At 45.2% G+C, this 21,869-nt stretch carries 21 protein-coding genes and 1 riboswitch; of the genes, 19 read left to right on the forward strand and 2 right to left on the reverse strand.

What is annotated here, in order from left to right; genetic code table 11:
- Positions 1 to 95: 95 nt before the first annotated feature.
- Entirely contained in the window at positions 96 to 845 is a 750-nt protein-coding gene (gene map / locus Psch_RS16515) for a type I methionyl aminopeptidase (RefSeq protein WP_190258953.1), read from the reverse strand.
- Positions 846 to 1,413: 568 nt separating this feature from the next.
- Here map and Psch_RS16520 point away from each other — a divergent pair.
- A complete protein-coding gene (locus Psch_RS16520) occupies positions 1,414 to 1,596 on the forward strand; it encodes a type II toxin-antitoxin system HicA family toxin (protein WP_190258954.1) in 183 nt (60 codons plus the stop codon).
- 33 nt (positions 1,597 to 1,629) lie between these two features.
- Positions 1,630 to 2,025 carry a type II toxin-antitoxin system HicB family antitoxin gene (locus tag Psch_RS16525; protein ID WP_190258955.1) on the forward strand — a complete coding sequence of 132 codons (396 nt, stop codon included), beginning with the start codon at positions 1,630 to 1,632 and terminating at the stop codon, positions 2,023 to 2,025.
- A 221-nt stretch (positions 2,026 to 2,246) separates the two neighbouring features.
- Here Psch_RS16525 and Psch_RS16530 read toward each other — a convergent pair whose 3' ends face one another.
- Complete coding sequence (locus tag Psch_RS16530; protein ID WP_190259337.1) at positions 2,247 to 2,495, reverse strand: DUF1540 domain-containing protein; 249 nt, start codon at positions 2,493 to 2,495, stop codon at positions 2,247 to 2,249.
- A gap of 126 nt (positions 2,496 to 2,621) precedes the next feature.
- On the opposite strand from Psch_RS16530, the gene Psch_RS16535 reads away from it, so the two are divergent.
- The 17 genes from Psch_RS16535 to Psch_RS16615 all read left to right on the forward strand — a co-directional run bounded on the left by Psch_RS16535 (position 2,622) and on the right by Psch_RS16615 (position 21,793).
- Complete coding sequence (locus Psch_RS16535) at positions 2,622 to 2,801, forward strand: hypothetical protein (RefSeq protein WP_190258956.1); 180 nt, start codon at positions 2,622 to 2,624, stop codon at positions 2,799 to 2,801.
- 159 nt (positions 2,802 to 2,960) lie between these two features.
- A complete protein-coding gene (locus Psch_RS16540) occupies positions 2,961 to 3,110 on the forward strand; it encodes an aspartyl-phosphate phosphatase Spo0E family protein (RefSeq protein WP_134220234.1) in 150 nt (49 codons plus the stop codon).
- 273 nt (positions 3,111 to 3,383) lie between these two features.
- A complete protein-coding gene (locus Psch_RS16545; RefSeq protein ID WP_190258957.1) occupies positions 3,384 to 3,710 on the forward strand; it encodes a zinc-ribbon domain containing protein in 327 nt (108 codons plus the stop codon).
- Between the two features lie 39 nt (positions 3,711 to 3,749).
- On the forward strand, positions 3,750 to 4,196 hold the full coding sequence (locus Psch_RS16550; RefSeq protein WP_190258958.1) for a ribonuclease HI family protein: 447 nt from the start codon (positions 3,750 to 3,752) through the stop codon (positions 4,194 to 4,196).
- 82 nt (positions 4,197 to 4,278) lie between these two features.
- A complete protein-coding gene (locus Psch_RS16555) occupies positions 4,279 to 4,665 on the forward strand; it encodes a zinc ribbon domain-containing protein (RefSeq protein ID WP_134220231.1) in 387 nt (128 codons plus the stop codon).
- Positions 4,666 to 4,767: 102 nt separating this feature from the next.
- Positions 4,768 to 5,001: riboswitch (cyclic di-AMP (ydaO/yuaA leader) on the forward strand.
- Position 5,002: 1 nt separating this feature from the next.
- A complete protein-coding gene (locus tag Psch_RS16560) occupies positions 5,003 to 5,776 on the forward strand; it encodes a LysM peptidoglycan-binding domain-containing protein (RefSeq protein ID WP_190258959.1) in 774 nt (257 codons plus the stop codon).
- Positions 5,777 to 6,038: 262 nt separating this feature from the next.
- Positions 6,039 to 6,632: a 5' nucleotidase, NT5C type gene (locus tag Psch_RS16565; RefSeq protein WP_190258960.1), complete on the forward strand. Its 594-nt coding sequence runs from the start codon at positions 6,039 to 6,041 to the stop codon at positions 6,630 to 6,632.
- A gap of 320 nt (positions 6,633 to 6,952) precedes the next feature.
- Positions 6,953 to 8,125: an FprA family A-type flavoprotein gene (locus Psch_RS16570; protein ID WP_190258961.1), complete on the forward strand. Its 1,173-nt coding sequence runs from the start codon at positions 6,953 to 6,955 to the stop codon at positions 8,123 to 8,125.
- Positions 8,126 to 8,169: 44 nt separating this feature from the next.
- Positions 8,170 to 8,850, forward strand: a complete 681-nt coding sequence (gene rd, locus Psch_RS16575; RefSeq protein ID WP_190258962.1) for a rubredoxin — start codon at positions 8,170 to 8,172, stop codon at positions 8,848 to 8,850.
- A gap of 627 nt (positions 8,851 to 9,477) precedes the next feature.
- Positions 9,478 to 9,675, forward strand: coding sequence for a hypothetical protein (locus Psch_RS16580; RefSeq protein ID WP_190259372.1), 198 nt, complete (start codon positions 9,478 to 9,480; stop codon positions 9,673 to 9,675).
- Between the two features lie 16 nt (positions 9,676 to 9,691).
- Entirely contained in the window at positions 9,692 to 11,095 is a 1,404-nt protein-coding gene (locus Psch_RS16585; RefSeq protein WP_190258963.1) for a class I SAM-dependent methyltransferase, read from the forward strand.
- Between the two features lie 395 nt (positions 11,096 to 11,490).
- Positions 11,491 to 12,567: a glycosyltransferase family protein gene (locus Psch_RS16590; protein WP_190258964.1), complete on the forward strand. Its 1,077-nt coding sequence runs from the start codon at positions 11,491 to 11,493 to the stop codon at positions 12,565 to 12,567.
- 382 nt (positions 12,568 to 12,949) lie between these two features.
- A complete protein-coding gene (locus Psch_RS16595) occupies positions 12,950 to 14,593 on the forward strand; it encodes a hypothetical protein (protein ID WP_190258965.1) in 1,644 nt (547 codons plus the stop codon).
- A 220-nt stretch (positions 14,594 to 14,813) separates the two neighbouring features.
- Positions 14,814 to 15,644, forward strand: a complete 831-nt coding sequence (locus Psch_RS16600; protein ID WP_190258966.1) for an ABC transporter permease — start codon at positions 14,814 to 14,816, stop codon at positions 15,642 to 15,644.
- Complete coding sequence (locus Psch_RS16605; protein ID WP_190258967.1) at positions 15,634 to 16,977, forward strand: ABC transporter ATP-binding protein; 1,344 nt, start codon at positions 15,634 to 15,636, stop codon at positions 16,975 to 16,977. Before Psch_RS16600 ends, Psch_RS16605 begins: the two co-directional genes overlap by 11 nt.
- Positions 16,974 to 20,537, forward strand: coding sequence for a glycosyltransferase (locus tag Psch_RS16610; protein WP_190258968.1), 3,564 nt, complete (start codon positions 16,974 to 16,976; stop codon positions 20,535 to 20,537). Before Psch_RS16605 ends, Psch_RS16610 begins: the two co-directional genes overlap by 4 nt.
- Positions 20,537 to 21,793, forward strand: coding sequence for a glycosyltransferase (locus Psch_RS16615; protein WP_190258969.1), 1,257 nt, complete (start codon positions 20,537 to 20,539; stop codon positions 21,791 to 21,793). Before Psch_RS16610 ends, Psch_RS16615 begins: the two co-directional genes overlap by 1 nt.
- Positions 21,794 to 21,869: the final 76 nt, after the last annotated feature.

Genomic DNA, 21,869 nt, shown 5'->3' on the forward strand with positions numbered 1-21,869 from the left:
GTAGTGACAATACGTTCTCGGAAGTCTATATTTTGGGCGGGAAAGGGTATTCGTCCAACGGATTAACACTTCCTTTCCCATTTAGCAGACCTGTATCAGTCCTGTTCAGTCAAAACCAGCGGACCGTTCTTGGTGATAGCAATGGTATGCTCATACTGAGCCGACAGGCTGCCGTCCGCCGTCCTGGCCGTCCATTCGTTCCGGTCAATGGTCAGGCCGTAGGAACCCATATTGATCATCGGTTCGATGGTAAAAACCATCCCTTCAAAGAGCCTAACACCCTTGTTGGGGTGCCCATAGTGGAGCACTTGCGGAGCTTCATGCATGTTATGACCTATACCATGTCCAGTAAAATCACGTACTTCGGAAAACCCATGGGATTCAGCATGAATTTGAATTGCATGTGAAATATCACCAAGTCGATTGCCGAGAACAGCTTTGTTAATACCGAAGTAAAGGCACCCTTTAGTCACTTTGAGAAGTTTTTCAGCTTTTTCAGATATTTCACCCACCGGGTAAGACCAAGCGGAATCGGCTAGCCATCCATTGAGATTGACAACCATATCAATGGTGACGATATTGCCTTCCCGGAGAGGGGTTTGAGTCGGGAATCCGTGGCAGATTTCATCATTGACTGAAGCACATGTTGCAAAAGGATAGCCCTGGTAACCCTTTTGTTCGGCTTTGGCCCCGTGGGAGCGAATGAAGTGCTCTGCGAAGTGATCGATTTGCAAAGTTGTTATACCCGGACGGATGATCTCGCGGAGTTCCCGGTGGCAGGCAGCTAATATTTTACCCGCTTCAGCCATCAGCTCAATTTGTTGCGCGGTTTTAATTGTAATCAATCTTTATTTCTCCTCGAAATTAACTTTAACGGAAACATGTTATGGCTCTGTTGGCGACTTGTTTTCTGCCATCCCCAAAGTTAAGCAGGTTGTCTATATCTTAACAGCTACATTAATAAATTATAATACGTTCTCAGAATTGTGACTACCATTCGACCTTCGGGAATATCAATCCCATATGCGCTGCCGGCTCCGGTTCAACATGGATTTGCCCTTATTGCGGGTTGGAATTAACTAAAGAGCCATTAAAAAATACGAATGGCTCACCCGTCAAATTTAATAATCCGGACAAGGAGGAGTAGAATACCTCATCGTAACGGCATTAAAACCGCTCTTATAACCGCCGCGCTCTGATATCCTGAAATATACAGACATGTTGCCTCACTCTTAGAAGTGGGGCTTTTCGTGTCTTATGGGGTCAGTATCGAAAGCCTGTCTATGTAGACACGCCCTCATATATAGCGTTGGTAACGTTCTACTTGCGACATCAAAATGAAAAATAAAATCAATATTGACATACGTGTTAATACGCGTTACATTAATACTGTCAAAAGGTGGGGGATACGGCATGAAAAGAAGTGAGTTGCTTAAACTATTCAGAGAAAATGGCATTACATTGAAACGCTCTGGTAAAAAACATGATATGTATTATAGTCCGATAACAGGCAAAACCTTTCCTGTGCCCAGACATAAGACAGAAATAGCTACCGGGACCCTTAATAGTATGCTAACCGACGCAGGGCTAAAATAAGCCGCTGCAATAACTGAGGAAAGGGGTAATAACATGGCAAAATATTTGTATCCGGCAATTTTTGAACCGGAAGAAAAAGGCGGTTATTCCGTGAACTTCCCGGATATTGAAAGCTGCTATACACAAGGGGATGACTTGCAAGACGCTTATGATATGGCAGCCGATGTATTATGCTTAATGCTGTATAATTTTGAAGAAAACAAGGCGGCTATTCCACCGGCATCCGACCCTAAAGATATAAAGGTTCAAGATGGTTGTTTTGTTTCTTTGGTAGGTGCTGACACTATGGAGTATAGACGCTTCTATGACAACAAAGCAGTCAAAAAGACGCTTACACTCCCGCAGTGGCTTAATACTATGGCAGAGCGTGAGAATATTAATTTTTCGCAGGTCTTACAGGATGCATTAAAGAAACGCTTGAAAGTGTAATCTATCTATCATTGTCACCATGCCGGCAGCCATGCCGAAAAAAGAGTTGCTTTATTTTGTTTTGAATTAATGGCAAGGGTTCCAGTAATGGAATTGCTTGCCATTAGTTTTTTGGGTCCATTAGTAAATCTGACAGGAAAAGTCTTTCCTTCTGCCGTTCTGTACACGTTAAAGAGCTTTGAAATAGTTGGGACCCGGCTGCCGCCGGGTCCCCGCTTCCGCTAGTACATCTTCTTGATACCATCCACGCCGGCTTTATTGGAACCCTTGGTTACGTAAGATTTGCAGCAGGTAGCCATACAAGAACCGGCATTGGAAGGGGTGAGCTGTGTGGCCATGGTGGCGTCGATCTGGTCTGGCTGGCTGTCGCCAAATTGATCTGTCGCTACCAGGATCTCGTTGGCTTTGCAACTATTCCCCTGGGTCCAGTAATGACAGTCGTTGACAATGCAGTGGATGTGCTGATTAATTTTTTATCACCCTTTCGTAAAATTATAATCCGACTATATTCTTTACCTTATAGGGGATTTTATGATGTCAAACTTAGGAATGCAGTCAGGTTGTCACGGCCATAATATTGTCAGGAGGGATGCGGGATGGGCATGTCGCCGCGAGAAATTGAAGAAAAAGAGATTGCCCGCAGGCGCAAAATCAGGAAAAGGTACTATTGGAGCGGCATGGAACTGCGGCCGAAGAAATTTATTGGGGCGGTGACTGCCGGCAAGATCAGGGATCTGCTTCGCAGGTTGCCGGAGACTATGAGGAGCCGGTATTAGTACGGGGTCGGAAAATTTTAATTGGGGGTTACAAAATCCCAGGCCGCTTAGTAATTAATTACAATTTATTTAAAATATTTCAATGTTTTTTCTTGGTTATGCAGGATTCTACAATGACTGTCGCGAAGTTACCAGTAATAAGTCAAAGGGGTGGGGATCATGCACTGTTCAGAATTGCTTGAGGAAATTGAAGAACTGCGATCGGAGATGTACAGCTTGTTCAGTTCCGATGCTGTCTGCGCCAGCTTGTTGGATATCAGCCAACAGCTTGATGATTTAATTGTCCGGTACTATCGCCGCGTTGCATGAACTTAGCGAGGCGTCTCCATTTATAGCTGCGTCTCTTTTTGCCGCCGCAATTTGAGCATCAATATTACAGGCTCAATCCTTTCACCTGGCTAAAATTAACAATAGACCGAGCCTTCCTTTTCCATCCCTTGCTTTTTAAGCCTCCGTTGGTATAATATAATTATCTTGCTTGGGCTTTTTAAAGTTCTGCTCTTCTTCCCGATACAGGTATGAGGGTTAGGATTTTGTAATGTTCCGACAGGCAAGAGAAACCGGGAAGGGAGTGTTTTTTTGATGTTGGAAGATAAATTGCTTACCTGTAAGGAATGTGGTAGGAATTTTATTTTTTCAGTATCCGAGCAGGAGTTTTATGCCGAGAAAGGCTTTGAACATGCCCCCTCGCGCTGCCAGGAGTGTCGCCTGGCCAGAAAAAATAAAAAAAGCGAAGCCGGTTTCAACAAGGGGGGGTACAGCCAGTTTTCAGCGAACAGGTCCATCCGCGAAACTTACGAGACCGTCTGTGCGGAATGCGGTTGCGTCACCGAGGTTCCCTTTAAACCAAAAGAAGACCGTCCCGTATACTGCCGGCAGTGCTATATTCAGAAAAAGCAGAAGTACTAATAGATCGATAAGGAATCTCCCAGCGGGGTGTTGTGCCAGTTGAAAGTATTTGTAAATATTGACGGGGGCAGCCGCGGCAATCCCGGGCCCGCTGCAGCCGGTATGGTTATCACGGATGGGGAAGGCGGGCTGATTGCCACCAAAAGCAAGTTTCTGGGCCCTAAGGTCACCAATAACTTTGCTGAATGGAGCGCCCTGGAGGGGGCGGTCACGGCCTTGATTCACCTTGCCGGGCGGCAGGATGGTTTGGAAGCGGAAATCCGGGCCGACAGCCAACTGGTAGTGCGCCAGTTTAACCGGCAGTACCGGATTAAGGAACCTGCCCTGAGGGAAATTGCCGAGAGAGTGTGGAAGAGCCTGGCGGCGGCGCCGGGGTTGAAGATAATATTAAAGCACGTGCCCAGGGAAGAAAACACCGCAGCCGATGCAGCGGTTAACAGAGAACTGGATAATTACGAGAAGTGGTTGGAAAAAAACAATAAATAGTTCGAGATTTGCTGCGTCCAAAAAGGAATTGCAAAGCCTTTATTGAATAGTTCCTGAAAAATAAAATAAAGGAGGGTGTCTTGTGGAAATTTTAAAAAAGGTCAGCGAAGGCGCCAAGTCGATCAGCGAAGGCGCGAAATCCATTGGCAAAAAGTCCAGCGATCTGGTCGAAACAGCCAGATTGAAGATGGAAATTTCAAAGCTGGAAAAAGAAATGGAAAACAACATCACCGCGCTGGGGAACCTGGTCTACCTGCAGTATAAGGGCGATGAAGGTCTTGCAGAGGAAATAGACCGTCTCCTGCTAAGCACCAGATCTTTGGAGTCTGATATCGCCGACATTACCGAACAAATCGTAAAAATAAACCCCAAGCCGCCCGTCTGTGCCAGCTGCCATGAAGAGCTGCCGCAAAATGCAAAATTCTGCTGCAACTGCGGAGCGAAGGTCCCAGAAGCTCCTGCTGAATAAAAATCCAACCCCCTTAATGGGGGTTTTTTTGGGAATGTGGTTGGAGCTGTGGGCAAATTGCTAAATTTTGTTCATGGTCAAGCAGGTGTGATGGCGGGTATAATTGAAAAAACGCCGAATCCCCGTATAGCGGGGTACGGGGGACTTATTTAAATGGGTGAATCCATAAAGGTAGTTAGCAGCCGGTAGTCAAAAAGTCAATATTTGAAGGAATTCGCTTTAGCAAATTCCACAAGCGATCCGGCTTCCGACCTCCGACTGCCGACGACCGAATTGGTAGGGTATCCTCTAAACCCGAACCCGTAAACTAACCCCGGAGGCTTAAGGAGGGACACATATGTCAAATGTTACCCGTGCGCTCATGGGCTTTTTTATTTTAATCGGAGCCCTCATTCTTCCCACCGCAGCTTTTGCCGCCAGCCATACCGTTACCAAGGGGGAAAGTCTCTACATTATCAGCCGCAACTACGGAGTCTCTGTTGATGCCCTGGCTCAAGCCAATGGAATTACGGGTACGTTAATTGAAGTAGGCCAGAAACTCGATATTCCAGAGAGCGGCCAGTCATACATAGTCCGGTCGGGTGACACTCTTTACCAGATTGGCTCAAAGTTTGGCGTGAATTACCAGGAAATCATGTCGGCCAACGGGCTGGAAAGCGACTATCTCTACCAGGGTATGGACTTGTATATACCCTCTTCCTACGGGGGAAGCAGTGAAGTCAGCAGGGGCGGTCTGACTACGAGGGCTTCGGCCTGGGAAGTTGACCTGCTGGCACGGTTGATTACCGCGGAGGCTGACGCTGAGCCTTATGTCGGTAAGCTGGCAGTTGGAGCGGTTGTCTTGAACCGTACCAGGGACGCCAATTTTCCCAAATCAATATATGATGTAATTTATCAGTACGATTCCGGTACCTACCAGTTCGAGCCGGTGATGAACGGCTGGATCGAAAGGCCGGCTACTCCCGATTCAGTTCGGGCGGCCAAAGCCGCCCTCAACGGTTGGGATCCTACCAACGGAGCAGTTTATTTCTTCGCGACCTATGTAACGAATCCGTGGCTGTGGTCCAGGCCTTTGAGCGGTATCATCGGGACCGTCGCGTTTACTTACTGATTAGCTGTCGACTATCCAGCCAATGCAGGCGCGAATTCATTCGCACAAAAGTTTAGATGCCGGAAGTTTGGCGTTGGCGCGCCGGGTGCGATTGAAATCGCACCCACATCGCTAAGCTTTGATCCTCTGCCTGTGCCCGCAATAGCGGCATGGAGAACTACTCTGTGTTTATCTGGATGCCTGTTGAACAAAGGCAGGAAATCTCAGCGGGGCAGGAGAATATACTGATGAAAGAAATTTTGTCGGCAGGTGGGGGGACCAGATGAGGGTTGGCGTTGATATAGACGGGGTCCTGGCAGACAGTCTGCCCCTATGGGTTAAAGAGCTTAACGATTATTTTAAACAGAATAAGAGCCTGCAACAAATACAATTGCAGGACGTATGCCGGACCTACGGGATTACCGGGGAAGAGCTGCTCGGCTTTCTACATGACCGGGGCAGGTTTTTAATGACTTCGCCCCCGCCGCTTCCCGGGGCGTCGTATTACCTCAACCAGATCAAGAAAAGCCACGATATTTTTATTGTTTCCGCCAGGGATGAAAAATACGGCAGGGAAACCAGAGATTGGTTGCATAAGAACAGCCTGCCCTTCGATGAGATCCTGCTCCTGGGCAGCCATGATAAAAGAGAGGCCTGCCTTACCAACGACCTGAACGTACTGATTGAGGACACGCTCAAAATCAGCGTAGAAGTAAGCGCGGCTGGAGTTCCTGTGCTGCTGATGGATGCCCCTTACAATCAGGGCGTCCTGCCGGGGCTGGTTTATCGTACCTATTCCTGGCAAGAGATCTACCGGACCATTGCTGACGAGCCACATTGGTTTGACCGGGTTTTCTCAAAAGAGGTCAGCTTCTAAAATTGCAGGTACAAATTCATTTGCAAATTTAACTTGAAAAAATTGGTTATTTTACACGTATAGGGGACAAATATGTCCCCTATACGCCATTTTTCTCCGGCTCCCTGCTTGCCTGGTTTTTTATCTCTTTGCGCATTTTAATAGTTTGTTAATCTTTTTGTAAGGGCCAATTAATTTTCTTGGTATATTTTAAACAGAAGGTTATAGACATGCATTTTTTAACCAGGAGAAATTGTTAATGTCCCAGGGAAGCCTGTGACTCAACGTTAACGGCGGGAAACATTAAGGTAGGGCAAGATACTTTACAGCAGGAGGTCATCATGAAATCGGTTGAATTAAAAAACGGAATCTACTGGGTTGGCGCGATAGACTGGGACTTGCGCTATTTTCACGGCTATATCACGCCACGGGGGTCAACCTACAACGCCTACCTCATTGAAGATGAGAAGACTGTGCTGGTCGATATGGTCAAGCATTACAAGGCTGAGGAACTGCTCGCCCGGATTAAGGATGTTGCAGACCCTTCCCGAATAGATTATCTTGTGGTGAACCACATTGAACCGGATCACTCCGGAAGTTTTCTAAAAGTGTTGGAGGCGATGCCCCGGCTTAAAATTGTGACCTCACCCAGGGCCAAAAAAGGGCTTGAGCGCTATTACAAAAAGGAGTTCGATTGTATCCTGGTCGACTCCGGCGACGAACTAACAATCGGGAAGCGCACCTTGAAGTTCGTGCATACGCCAATGGTGCACTGGCCTGACAACATGGTCACCTATATCCCTGAAGAGAAGGTTTTGTTGCCGAACGACGCCTTTGGTCAGCACATCGCCAGCGCCGCGCGTTTTGACGATGAAATCGGTTGGGACATTGCTATTGAAGAAGCCGGCAGTTATTACGCCAATATTGTCTATCCCTACGGCGACCAGGTGAACAAGGCCCTGGACATCGTGGGCCAGCTGCCGCTGGAGATGATCGCTCCCAGCCACGGGGTGATCTGGCGCAGCTACATCCCGCAGCTGCTCCCCGTTTATCGCCGGTGGGCCAACAACGAAGCGCCGCGCAGGGCCCTGATTGTGTATGACACCATGTGGGGTTCCACGCAGAAAATGGCGCTTGCGCTGCAGGACGGCCTGGAGAGCGCCGGGGTGCCTGTCTCAGTGCGCTGCCTGCAGACCAACCACATCTCCCAGATTGTCCCCGACGTGCTGCATTCCCGTGCTGTGTTCATCGGCTCACCCACGTTGAATAACGGCATGCTGCCTTCAGTCGGCGCTTTTATGACCTACCTGAAAGGCTTGAGACCCAGGAGAAAACTGGGCTTTGCCTTTGGCTCCTACGGCTGGGGCGGTCAGGGAGCCAAGGAAGTAGCGGCGGTAATCAAAGAAATGGGCTGGGAAACGCCTGAAGAGCTTATTAATATTGTGTACAACCCGGATGAAAGCGAACTCGAAGCAGTCCGGGAAGCAGGCAGAAAGCTCGGTGCAATGCTGTAATTGCTGTAATTAAAGAAAAATTTATTGCAAAGGAGTTATGTCGAATGAATGAAAAAGCTCTATTTAAATTAACCTACGGCGTGCATGTGATCACCTCGAAAAAAGGTGACCGGATCAATGGTCAGATTGCTAATACAGCCATTCAGATAGCCTATGATCCGATCACCGTTACCGTCAGTATCAACAAAAATAACCTGACCCATGCGTATATCAAGGACAGCAGGACATTTGCAGTCTCAGTCGTCGGGCAGGACGCGCCTTTGTCCCTGATCGGCCAGTTTGGCTTTAAATCCGGACGGGATGTGGACAAGTTTGAAGGGATCAATTACAAACTGACTCCAAACGGTGTCCCCTATGTGACGGATTACACCTTGTCCTACATGGAAGCGGAAGTGCTGCAGGAAGTTGACGCCGGAACCCACACCATCTTTATCGGCAAGGTGATCGGTGCGGAGGTCTTACAAGAAGGTACCCCGATGACCTATGCCTACTACCATGAAATCAAAAGAGGGAGCGTCCCCAAAACCGCCCCTACTTATAGTGCGCTAAAGGAACCAAAGCCTGTATCGGAGAAATACGTCTGTTCCGTCTGCGGCTACACCTACGACCCGGAACTTGGCGATCCGGACGGCGGCATAGCGCCGGGAACGGCCTTTGCCGACCTGCCGGAGGACTGGGTCTGTCCGGTCTGCGGAGCGGGCAAGGGGGATTTTGAGAAGGCCTAAAAGGCAAAGTCCTAATAGGGAAAGACAGAGAACCCGCTGTTTAATTGTTTAAGATAAGAAACAGTTTATGTAGAGTAATAAAGAAAAGCCTCTTGGGCTTTTCTTTATTGGTGGAGACGGTAAAGAATTCCTCCGTAGGTTTGATATTAGACCAAGTCGTCAATAGACTGAAATAAGTATTTTAAATTTATTAAACTGGTGTGAGTTTAGGTAGAAATAAGTACTCGAAAACCTGTATTTTTTAATAACAGAAATGTTAGGGGATTACTTATGCGTTAAAAGCTGTTATAATACAAAATATGAAGTCCTGACAAAATAATATATGGTAATATATGGTTTTAACAATGCTGTTGATGTCAAGAGAGCTTCCACAATGACTACATGCTTAGTATCCAGCTCTGGCAACAACTAGTCAGTTATAACCGACACCTCTCCCCATAGTGAGAATAGGGTGGCCGATGCAACTCATAATATCACCTGGACTATATGTTATTGCCAGGTTAGAACTTTATAGGGTGGGGCGTATAGCACCACCTTTTACTTTTTTCAATGTAAATTTATTAGTTAAATGGGATGGTGTTAGGGCTTTACTAACCAATTTGCGAATTTAATTAAGGGGGAGTAATAATGGGGAAAAAATATTTAAAGTTGATTGTAATGGGTGCTATTTTAGCAGTTTCTATTCCTCAAGCTGCTTATGCTTATATTGATCCCAGTACCGGCAGTTACGTTATGCAGGTTTTGTTAGCAGCAGTGCTCGGGGTTTCTTTTGTTGTAAAATCATATTGGAATAAGATTAAAACTTTTTTTCGAAAAGGCCATTAGATGTTAAAAATTTTGAATGGGGGCTATAAAGATAAAGGAAATTAACAAAATCCCATCTTCATTTAGGGATCCCAGTGGTTTTCTTTTTTTGCAAGATGGAATGATTTTTCGTCAAGTAAATAAGAATTATCAGGAACATTATGAGCTATTGATGACTTCAAATCTCTATCAAACCCTTGTAGAGGCCGAATTAATTGTTCCTCATATTGAAACAAACATTCAAGCCCCAATGCCCGATATAGCATATAAGATAATTAAGCCGGAAGCTATACCATTTATATCCTATCCTTACGAATGGTGTTTTAGCCAGCTAAAAAATGCAGCACTGGCTACTTTGCAAATTCAAAAAACAGCATTGAATTTTGGTATGTCTTTAAAAGACAGCAGTGCCTATAATATTCAATTTAAGAATGGAAAACCAGTTTTGATCGATACGCTGTCGTTTGAAAAGTATCAAGATGGAAGACCTTGGATAGCCTATAAACAATTTTGTCAACACTTTTTGGCACCACTTGCCCTGATGAGCTATTGTGACATCAGGTTAAATCAGTTGCTGCGAATTTACATGGACGGCATTCCTTTGGATTTGGCCTGTAATGTGCTTCCATTTAAATCCTGGTTTAATTTTTCCTTGTTATCCAATATATATTTACATGCTTCCACCCAAAAGAAATATGAAGACAAACCAATTAATGTTGAAAATAAAAATATAAGCCGAATAGGTTTATTAGCGATACTTGATAATTTGGAGTCGGCTGTTAAAAAGTTAAAATGGGAACCGTACGGTACGGAATGGGCTGAATACTATGATGACAATAACTACTCTTCAGCAGGCATTAATCATAAGAAGAAGCTTGTGTCTGAATTTTTGGAACTGATTAATCCAACGTCGGTTTGGGATTTTGGCGCTAATACCGGGTTATTTAGTCGCATTGCTTCAAATAAAAGAATACCGACGTTGTCATTTGACATTGATCCGGCGGCAGTTGAAAAGAATTATCTAGAATGCATAAATAAAAATGAAACTAACATTCTTCCGCTTCTGCTTGATTTAACGAATCCAACCCCCGGTATTGGATGGGAAAACACGGAAAGAGCATCATTATTACATAGAGGACCAGCACACACAATTTTTGCTCTTGCACTGGTTCACCATCTGGCAATTTCAAATAATCTGCCGCTGCCTAAAATTGCTCACTTTTTTAGCAGAATGTGCGAATACCTAATTATCGAGTTTGTTCCCAAAAGTGATTCCCAGGTGCAAAGGCTTTTAGCAACAAGGGAAGATATATTCCCGGATTATAACCAAGAAGCTTTTGAAAAAGAATTTAGTGAATTCTTTAGAATAAAACAAACTGATAAAATCATAGAATCCGAGAGAACATTATACCTAATGCGAAATATTACTAGCAATGATTAGGGTTTTGAAAAATGTACTGGAATGTATTGTTCAAACATTAATTCCTGAAAATATATAGAGGTATATATTGAAGATGGATTTCGAATTGGTTTGCGGTTTAACTAATAGAATTAAATATCACAAAGATTTTGTATCCTGAGATTGCTGTGCAAACATGGGCGTTACAGCTTGTAATAGCAGTCTTTTTTTGTCAGTCCTCTAACAGATAAAAATGGTATATATATATAAGACAAATGAGCAGGAGCCATGTGGATTTGTGTAGAATAATCAATATTAAGAATCACCTGGGAAATGTTATGTAATTACTATGACTGGCAGGTGCCATGTTGTTATATAAGGGAATTGTCTGTTTATCTCAAATAGACTGGAATTACCTTAAGCAAAGGGTTCATCATTTGATGACGGGTCTTGCAGGGAAAGGTTTGCAAGTACTGTTTATTGAAAATACAGGTGTGCGCAGCCCGAGACTCAGTGATTTGTCAAGGGTGATGCACCGTATAAAGTGTAGTACTGGTCAAATAATCCAAGATATCCCACCCGGCGTTAAAATATTCTCACCCCTTGCTGTGCCTTTACCTTACAACTCCATAGCAATTAGGTATAATCAGTCTTACATTTCCAAACACATAAAGAAGTTCTTACATGCAAATAATCTTCAACCCTCAGAGGTTATATTTTGGTCCTGTTTGTCCACCCCTGTTGCTCTGTCATTAATGAAAAGGTGCGCTTGGGGTGCGACCGTTTACGATGTAGTTAGTGATCCCAAATATATAGAACCCAGGCTTGGGCCTTCTGAACAGATAATGTTAAAACTAACAGACTACACTTTTTTTGCTTCAGCCACCTTATTGGATCAGTATCATAGTGCAACAAAAAACCCGTTATTATTTGAGGATGGGTTCAACTTAGAATTAAGAAATAGCACGGCTCTAATTACCGAAATTGAGCAACTACCTCAACCCAGGCTGCTCTATATTGGAGGCATAAATAAAAAATTACAGGTTGAGGCTATAACAAAACTTGCTCAACATTTCAAAGGTGGTTCCATTATTCTCGTGGGGCCACTTTCTGATGGTGTAGAAATACCAACGTCGAAGAATATTCATATTTACCCACCATGCAATAGTTACAATGATCTTGCAGGATTTTTACGAGCTGCCGATATTGGGCTTATACCCTACGTTCAAGACCGGTATGCCGGGGCTATGCACCCGGCGAAAATCAATGAATACTTGGTATTTGGTCTTCCGATAGTGGCTACATCAACACCTGAACTTGAAAGGCTCGCAAATTTATGGGGGGATGGTTTTTTTTATTTATATAACGACCCCCTTGAGGTTTTGAAGGCTACAGAGAAAGCACTGATTTGTGATAATGAAGCGTCTCGAATAAAAAGGAAATCCTGGGCTTTAAGTAATGACTGGGATGGGCGAATATCCAGGCTTATGGAAATACTTGAACAGAAAATATAGTTCCCGTGCATTCTTTTTATTTCCCTAGCCTCGATTTCCACGCACTGGATTTCGATGGTTGATTTGGCTGTTTCAGCTATTCAGTGTTCATGATTTTCAGCATTTTTTCACCAAAGGTGTTAGCAATATCGATTACTTAAAATGCCACAGCTATCATGCTAAAAATATTGCGCCCAAGTGTCGGTGATGTATTAAACCTTTATCTATAAGAAATTACGGAATCACCCTTTTGCTCCTTGACAATTTGGCATTTTTATAGCATATTAAAATTGCTATGATAAGTAATGGAAATTGGCTAACGCCTGAACAGCAATTTTTTCTTTCGCCGGAAAAGCCTTTGCATCGTCAATACGAGGCACTGCGCGCATATTTCGTGGAGAAATTGCCATCGGATCAGGTGGCTGAGCGCTTCGGATACTCACCTGGCGCCTTCCGCGTACTTTGCAGCGAATTCCGCCACAACCAGGAACGGCAAGACCGCTTCTTCAAAGATGTACAACGTGGCCCTCACGCAGCCCCTAAGCGAGACCCGATCAGGGAACTGGTAATCAGCCTGCGCAAGCAAAACCTCTCCATATATGACATCCAGCGGGAACTGGCTGAAAGGGGCACAGAGATAAGCGTCAATGCCTTAAGCATCCTTCTGCGTGAAGAAGGATTTGCGCGGCTCCCCCGCCGGCGGGATGATGAGCGACCGGATGCGAAAAGAACCGATGATGCACCGGTGGCTGATGTGCGAAAATTGGATCTTTCCCCCCGCAAATTCCGGACGGCTTTTGCTGGTCTGTTTCTGTTCATCCCACTGTTGTGCGAGATAGATCTCCAGGGAGTGGTAGAATCCGCTTCGCTGCCGGGAAGTGGAATGATCCCCGCCGCACACGCTGTTCGCGCACTATTGGCCTTAAAGCTTTTAGGCAAGGAACGGACCAGCCATATGATGGAAATGGTCTTCGACCCCGGAATTGCCTTGTTTGCGGGCCTCAATGTCGTGCCCAAGCGTTCCTTCCTTTCCACGTACAGCGCCAGGGTGGATCCCAGAACCAACTTCCTCTTAATGAGTAAATGGAGCGAGGCAATACAGGCAGCCGGCTTTCGGCACGGATCCTCTTTCGATTTGGATTTCCATAGCATCCCGGCCAATAGTCAGGCCGAGCCCTTGGACAAACACTATGTGTCAAGCCGTAGTCGTTCTCAGAAAGGAATTCTTACCTTCCTGGCCAGGGACGTTCAGGAGAATGTCATCTGCTATGGCAACGCTGGTGTTCCCAAGCCTGAAAGGGACGATGAAATTCTACGTTTCGCCGAGTATTGGAAAAGCAGGACTGGTCATTACCCGAGAGAACTGGTTTTTGATTCCCAACTTACTACTTACAGCAACCTGCAAAAGCTGAGTGAATGCGGCATTTCTTTTATTACCCTGCGCCGACGCACCAAGAAAATGATAGCTGACATTTATGCTGCCCCGCCCTCGCAATGGAAACAGGTTAATTTACCGGCGTTGACCCGCCAGTACCGAAACCCGCGAGTTTTGGAAAGCAGGGTGCAGCTTAAGGATTATAATGGTAGCTTGCGACAATTGGCAATCACAGATCTGGGGCACGAAGAGCCTACACTATTATTGACAAACCAACTTAACGCTTCTATCGTTCAGTTGATCACCCGTTACGCCCAAAGGATGCTGATTGAAAACGGCATCGCCGATGCAATAAACTTCTTCCATATAGATTCTCTCTCATCAATGGTTGGACTAAAAGTCGATTTCGATCTCCAACTTACGCTCATGGCCGCCTCTCTTTATCGCATTATGGCTCAAAGAATCGGGCGAGAATACAGGCGGGCCACGGCGAAAACCTTATTCAGAAAGCTGTTTGACGTATCGGGCCAAGTCATCCTTACGGACTCGGGGATTACCGTAGAACTCACAAGGCGGGCACACAACCCTTTGCTGGTTGACGCTGGCCTTACCGACAGGACTGTAATTGTTCCCTGGTTGCATGGCAGACCACTTCAAATAAGTCTGGATTAAATACGCGTAAATTAGCTGTAATTTAATGGCAATGTTAGCCCAATTAAGGTACCGTGGAAATCGAGGCTAGCCACGGAATTAAACTGGAGAATATGATGGTGAAATTACTATAGTCATTGGATGCCCTGAAAATGTAACTGGTGACTCTTTGAAGTAACGTGGATTTTTTATGCCTGATGATCAGGCGGGCTTTCAAATTCGTACATACGGAGGCGTTCGTATGAACCCCCATCAAACTCATTCCGCTACACCTGTTGCAATGTTCGTGAGCCTCTTTCGCAACCGCCGGCTTGTCTGGCAGATGACCAGGCGCGATGTTGTGGGACGTTACCGCGGCTCGGTCATGGGTTTGGCCTGGTCTTTTTTTAACCCGGTGCTGATGCTTTTCGTCTATACCTTTGTCTTCTCCGTTGTGTTCAAGGCCCGCTGGGGTTTAAGCGGGGAAGAAAGTAAGGCTGATTTTGCAATCATACTTTTTGTGGGTATGATCGTACACGGGCTACTTGCCGAATGTATCAACAGGGCGCCGGGGATAATCGTTTCTAATGTCAATTATGTTAAAAAGGTAGTTTTTCCATTAGAAATCCTGCCCTGGGTAGTCATGGGGTCGGCGCTCTTTTACGGCCTGGTGAGTACGGTTGTATTGCTGCTGGCACAGCTTATTATCAACCAGTCCTTACCCTGGACTGGTGTACTATTCCCACTAGTACTGCTACCCCTTGTCTTTGCCGGCATGGGCTTAACATGGTTTATAGCTGCGTTGGGTGTTTTTGTGCGTGATATAGGGCAAATTACCGGTATTTTTACCATGGTGCTCATGTTTATGTCGCCCGTATTCTATCCGGTATCACTGTTACCGAAGGAATATCAGGGCTGGTTGCAGCTCAACCCACTCACGCTCATCATTGAAGAAAGCCGCAAGGTGTTGATCTTCGGTAGCCTTCCCAATTGGCATTCTCTATGTATTGCATTGTTGGGGGGCCTCTTCATTGCTGCCGTCGGCTTCTGGTGGTTTCAGAAAACTCGAAAGGGGTTTGCGGATGTCCTCTGACGATATAGCAATCAGGATCAGCAATCTTTCCAAGTGTTACTTTATTTATGACCGTTCACAGGATCGACTCAAGCAGTATCTCTACCCGCGCTTGCAAAAACTTATGGGCAGGCAGCCAAAGAACTACTTTCGAGAGTTCTGGGCTTTGCGGGATATCTCATTGGAGGTAAAGAAAGGTGAAATTGTTGGTATCATTGGCCGCAATGGTTCAGGTAAATCCACACTTCTTCAGATCATTTGCGGTATCCTTACGCAGACCAGCGGCACTTTTGAGACTAAAGGACGGGTTGCGGCGCTTCTAGAACTCGGATCAGGCTTTAACCCGGAATTCACAGGACGCGAGAATGTATATATGAACGGGGCAATAATCGGTCTAAGCAAAGAAGAAATCGACGCCCGCTTTGATGACATCACCGCGTTTGCAGATATTGGTGAATTTATTGAGCAGCCTATAAAAATGTATTCAAGTGGGATGGTTGTGCGGTTGGCTTTTGCAGTTTCAGCCTGTGTGGAACCGGATATTCTTATTGTAGACGAAGCATTAGCTGTAGGAGATGCCAAATTTCAAGCGAAATGTTTCCGACGCTTCGAGGAACTTGTCTCACGGGGAGCGACTATTTTATTTGTGACACACTCTACAGAGCAGGTAGTTCGACATTGTGACTGGGCCCTTCTTCTCGATAAGGGACAGATCGTTATGCGTGGTCATTCACGAGATATCGTGAATGCCTACTTGGATATGTTGTTTGGCGTAGAACGTGTAAAACGTCCCGATTCAGACCTGAAGACGAAAAACTTACAAATAGCTGGAAATGCACAAAACATCTCCAGGTTTGAAACGGATAAATTTGAAAACAGGGCCGGATATAACACTTATGAATTCCGATGGGGTAACCATGATGCGGAAATTTTTGATTTCTGCATAAGTTCTGGTGGTAACTTAAATGTCACTCGCATTGAAACAGGTCAACCGGTGATTATGACCATTTGGGTCAAGTTCCACCGCAGGGTTGAATTACCGATTTATGGACTCACAATCAAAACCCCTGATGGTGTCACAGTCTTTGGTTCGAACTCCCGAGATTTTGATAACGGACCGCTTTTTTTAGCAGGCGAAAGAGGTATATGTAAAGTCAGTTTTACACTTCGTAATCAACATCTAGGTGCTGGCGAGTACCTGTTATCTTTTGGTGTGGCCGAAGAACAAGCTGGAGAAATTGTCCCACTGGATCGACGCTATGACGCAGTGTGTCTTCAAGTGCTAAATCATTCATCCAGGGCATTTGGTCTAGTGGATTGTTCTATGAATGTTGAGGTGACGGCGGTGTCATGAAATATATATGGGATGAAGAAAACAATCTTTTTAGACGTGCACACGTAGAAGCATTTGCTTATTCTGATGGCGCCGATGTTGAGCAGCGTCTTTTTCAAATCATCCATAACGCCAACGACCGAAGCACTTTCTCATCTGAACTAATTGAGGGGATTACGGATTGGCCTTCGGAATACCACCTTAGTCGCACGCGCCACTGTCTGATCCGGCCGCTTGGAATGAAGCCGGGCGAAAAAGTTCTAGAATTGGGTTGTGGCTGTGGAGCGATTACAAGATATCTGGGTGAAATCGGCGTAGAAGTTGTTGCAGTTGAAGGTAGTATATCACGTGCACGTATTGCAGCAGAACGATGCCGTGACCTTTCAAACGTTAGAATATTTGTGGATGATTTGCTCCGTTTTGAAACGGATGAGCGTTTTGATTGGATATTATTAGTTGGTGTTCTTGAATATGCACCTGTTTTTACGGATGAGAAAGAACCAGCGCAATATTATCTACGCACCATTACACATTTCTTGGCCACTGAAGGTAAACTTGTAATTGCGATTGAGAATAAGCTTGGTTTGAAATATTTCAATAATTGTAGTGAAGACCATCTGGGAGTCCCATTTGTAGGTGTACAGGATCTATATCGCTCTAAGACGCCGCGTACCTTCGGGCGAAAAGAGTTGATTCAACAGCTTTCAGATGCCGGTTTTCCTAACTGTTACTTTTATTACCCTTTCCCAGATTACAAATTGCCGTCTGTTATTCTGTCTGATGATGCACTAAAGGATCCGCAATTCGATGAAGTAGACTTGATTATCAGATCACATGCTCGAGATTATTCAGGATCGCAGTATCGTTTATTTGATGAAGCTCTTGTATTCTCTACACTTAGTGCTAACCAACTATTTGCCGAGTTTTCCAACTCATTTCTGGTGGTAGCGACTCTTCCGAATACGGTTCCTTATAAGTCTGATAAGTTAGCGATGACCTTTGCCGTTAATCGTATTCCGGAATTTTCAAATATAACGAACTTTTATTGGTTCGATAATATCATCCACGTAGAAAAAGAACCAGTTATTCCTGACTTGCAACGGATCCGCCAATCGCAAGACGGGTTTAATATCTCAAACATACCTAGTAAGGCTATATATTGTCATGGTCGACAACTGCTTTGGCGTTTACTGGCTGTCCGTGCAAACAAAGGTAACCTTGACCAGGTCGTAGCTGAATTGCGTCCGTGGATCATCTACTTGTTACAATTTGCAGCAACTGATTGTTCATACGAGCCATCTATGGTCGGTGCAGGTGAAAGGCAATATTTGAGAAATTGGTTTATTCCAGGAGCTTATTTAGACTGCATAACTTTTAATTTAATCGAAGCTAGTCATGGTCTTGTATTTATCGATAATGAATGGCAGGCAGATCGTAATATTCCTCTTGGATGGGTTATTACACGAGGGGTCCTGCATTCTCTAACAATTGGACTTGCACCAGGAAATACCATTAAAAGTGTCGCTGATGTAGTGCAGGGACTTTGTAAATCTGTACAAATGTTTACTACAGAAGCCGAAATTACCGGTTGGATTGATATGGAGGCAAATTTTCTATCGCTAGTACACGGTCAAGCATTATCTGATATATCAATTTCAATATACAATTCAGTTTCTGGTTTTATTTGTCTCAACCAGGCCGTTACTGAGCGCGATATACAGATTATCAGCCTAAATCAGGCCGTTGCCGGGCGTGATGCACAGATTATCAGCTTAAACAAGGATGTTGCCGAGTGTAATGCAAAGATCATCAACCTAAACCAGGCTGTTGCCGGGCGTGATACAGAGATCATCAACCTAAACCAGGCCGTTGCCGGGCGTGACACACAGATCGTAAGCTTAAACCAGGTAATAGCTGAACGCGACGCCCAGATCGTTAGCCTTAATCAGGCAATTGCCGAGTACAATTCACAGATAACGAGTCTAAACCAGGCCGTGGCTGAGCATGAAAGGCATATTGTTGCCATATATAGTACAAAATCCTGGCGCCTGACGCGACCACTTCGTGCTTTGCGGAGTGTGACGGATTGGCTGCACCGGGGGAAATTGCCGCAATGTTTTTTTCGAAACATTTTTATTGCAATAAGAGGAGAAATTAGACGCTATAGCCTAAGAGGGTTTACAGCACGGGTACCTTACTACTTACGAAACTACCGCAAATACTTTGCCTTAATCGCTAGCCAGCCACCTGTAGCCTGTGGTGATTTGTTTAGTGCGTGGCCGCAGTTACCATGCGACATTAGTTTGCCCCCGGAACTAGCTGGGGTTAGTGAACATATAAATGCTAGCGTTTCGATTATAATCCCAACACTCAATGCAGGAGCTGAATTCGGTTTATTACTTCGTAAGCTTAATATGCAGCGTGGTATCCACGAGATCGAGATCGTAATTGTCGATTCCGGTTCAAACGATGGAACTGTTGAACTCGCCCGCGCTAATGGATGTACTGTAGTTGAAATTGCACCCGAAGATTTTACGCACAGTTATGCCCGTAATATTGGTGCAGACTCAGCTCGTAGCGATTATCTTCTCTTTATGGTACAGGATGCTTATCCGATCGGAGACTACTGGGTGTATGGTATGCTGCGCTACTTGCTGGACCATGCTGAAGATAAATTAGTTGCAGTGTCATGTTCTGAGTATAGCCGCAGCGACAGTGACATGATGTATGACTCGATGATTAACACTCACTACCGCTTCCTCGGGTGTCTCGAATATGATCGCATAGGTGAATATATCAATAATGACCACATGTCTCTGCGCGCTAATGGTCAGTTAAGTGACGTATCCTGTTTAATATCAAGTAAAATCTTTTACGGCTACCGCTATCGCGGGGATTATGCCGAAGATCTTGATCTCGGTATCCGTCTGATCAAAGATGGCTATCGAGTTGCTATGTTGGCATCAGTCAAGGTTATCCACTCGCACAACCGCCCACCGTACTACTACCTAAAGCGTTCTTTCGTTGATGTAGTATTCCTCGTGGGAATGTTTGATGACTTTGTTTACCCATGCATAGAATCTACATCTGGGCTAATTGCTGGAATTGTCTCGACTGCGGCCCACCTTTCTAGTTGGTTAGTGGGCTTCGATGAGTCTGGCTCTAATCGTGTTTTGCATGAGGAGTTGGGTGAGTTGATCCGCGAGTGGCGGCACAGTTTTATTGAAATGCATCTTGATAAACGCTCACATTTGGGCGATAAACAATTGGATAATTATATTGACAGCCTGGCCGAACGTTATTTAGTACCTGATAAACTTAACAAAGAAGCGATAAATGAGTCACGGCGTTTCCTTGACAATTTTCTAGCTCGCCTTGAACATTTCAATGCTTTTGCAGAGGGTGTTTACGGTGCCCAGGATTTCATTCTGCGTCGTATGTTGCGTGAAGCGGTGGTCAAAACTTTTGCGGCTACAGCCGGTTCATTGCTAGGGTTCATGTACATGGATTTTAACCAAGTAATAGGGGTTGAGCGAGATATGGCTGAGACGATTAAAAGCGAACTCAAGAGAGGTATCTAATGCGCATCCTATTTATATTACATCAATTTTATCCCGAATTTTCAGGTGGAACCGAACATGTCGCGCTTAACTTGGCGAACTGCGCTCAACGGGCAGGTCATTACGTGCGGGTGCTAGCCAGTACAGTCGATCCCGTTGCCTGTGGCGGTCGACAAAGTGTTGGATTTGATGGGGCGTTTGAAATTGTCTATCATGGTGTGCCTGTCATGCTCCTACCACACGAAATTTTACCAAAGACAACGGATTACAGCTTTGAGCCAGATCTGGATTTGGCAGAACGTCTCGTTGCCTGGATGCGGCTTGAACGCTTTGACGTTGCACATGTGTTACACCCAATGCGTATGGGCACGGCTTTGCTAGCAGTGCAGCGTTGTGGTTTACCATACATCATAACACTGACCGATTTTTTTTCAGCCTGCTTCCGGATTAACCTTATTAACGTACTTAATGAACCTTGCCCAGGGCCAAATGGGGGTGTACGCTGTGCGAAGGATTGTCTTGTTGCACCCTGGACACCGGATAGTTTAATAGGCCGCCAGAGACAGGCATTGAGCCTGCTTACTGCTGCGGGTGCGCGTATTTGCCCATCCAATTATGTTGCTGAATGCTACCGCAGTTTTTTCCCGGAATTAGATTTTATTGTCATTCCGCATGGTATTGAACTAATGACGCATACGGTCAATACTTTACCATCTGCCAGTGCTGAGGTTGACGATATCAATTTGACGTTTGGCTTTATTGGCTCGATAATTCCGCAAAAGGGGCTAGATACACTCCTGCGTGCTTTTGCAAGTGTGCAATGTAACCGTTTGAAGCTGCGTGTGGTTGGAGGCTTTTACGGTGAGCCTTCATATCAAAGTGAAGTGTTGAAACTTGCAGAAGCTGACTCTCGCGTAGAGTTGTTGGGACATGTAACACAACAGAAGGTATTTGAGTTTATCCGGGAGATAGACGTGTTGTGCTTGCCCTCGCGTGTACCGGAAACCTTTTCTATGGTGCTGCATGAGGCTATTGCTCTTGGTGTGCCAGCTCTCGTATCCAACCTCGGTGCACCCGCCGAACACATTGCCAAACACGGTGACGGTTGTATCTTACCTGTCGATGATGTTGCTGCTTGGAGTGGAGTAATCACCGAATTAGCAGAAAATCCCGAGGTACTGTTGGCATGGCGATCTAAATTGCCAATGATACTACGTATTGAAGAGGAGGCTTTTTTTTACGAGTCCCTGTATCGTCTTCTGCTTCAGCCCAACTAAGCCGACTATGTTAATTAATGTGCTGTCACAAAAAACCTGCGCAAAGTTTTGTTAAAAACATTTTCCGATAGGGGTA

This window comes from Pelotomaculum schinkii (assembly GCF_004369205.1).
In the GTDB taxonomy this organism is placed as follows: Bacteria; Bacillota; Desulfotomaculia; order Desulfotomaculales; family Pelotomaculaceae; genus Pelotomaculum_C; species Pelotomaculum_C schinkii.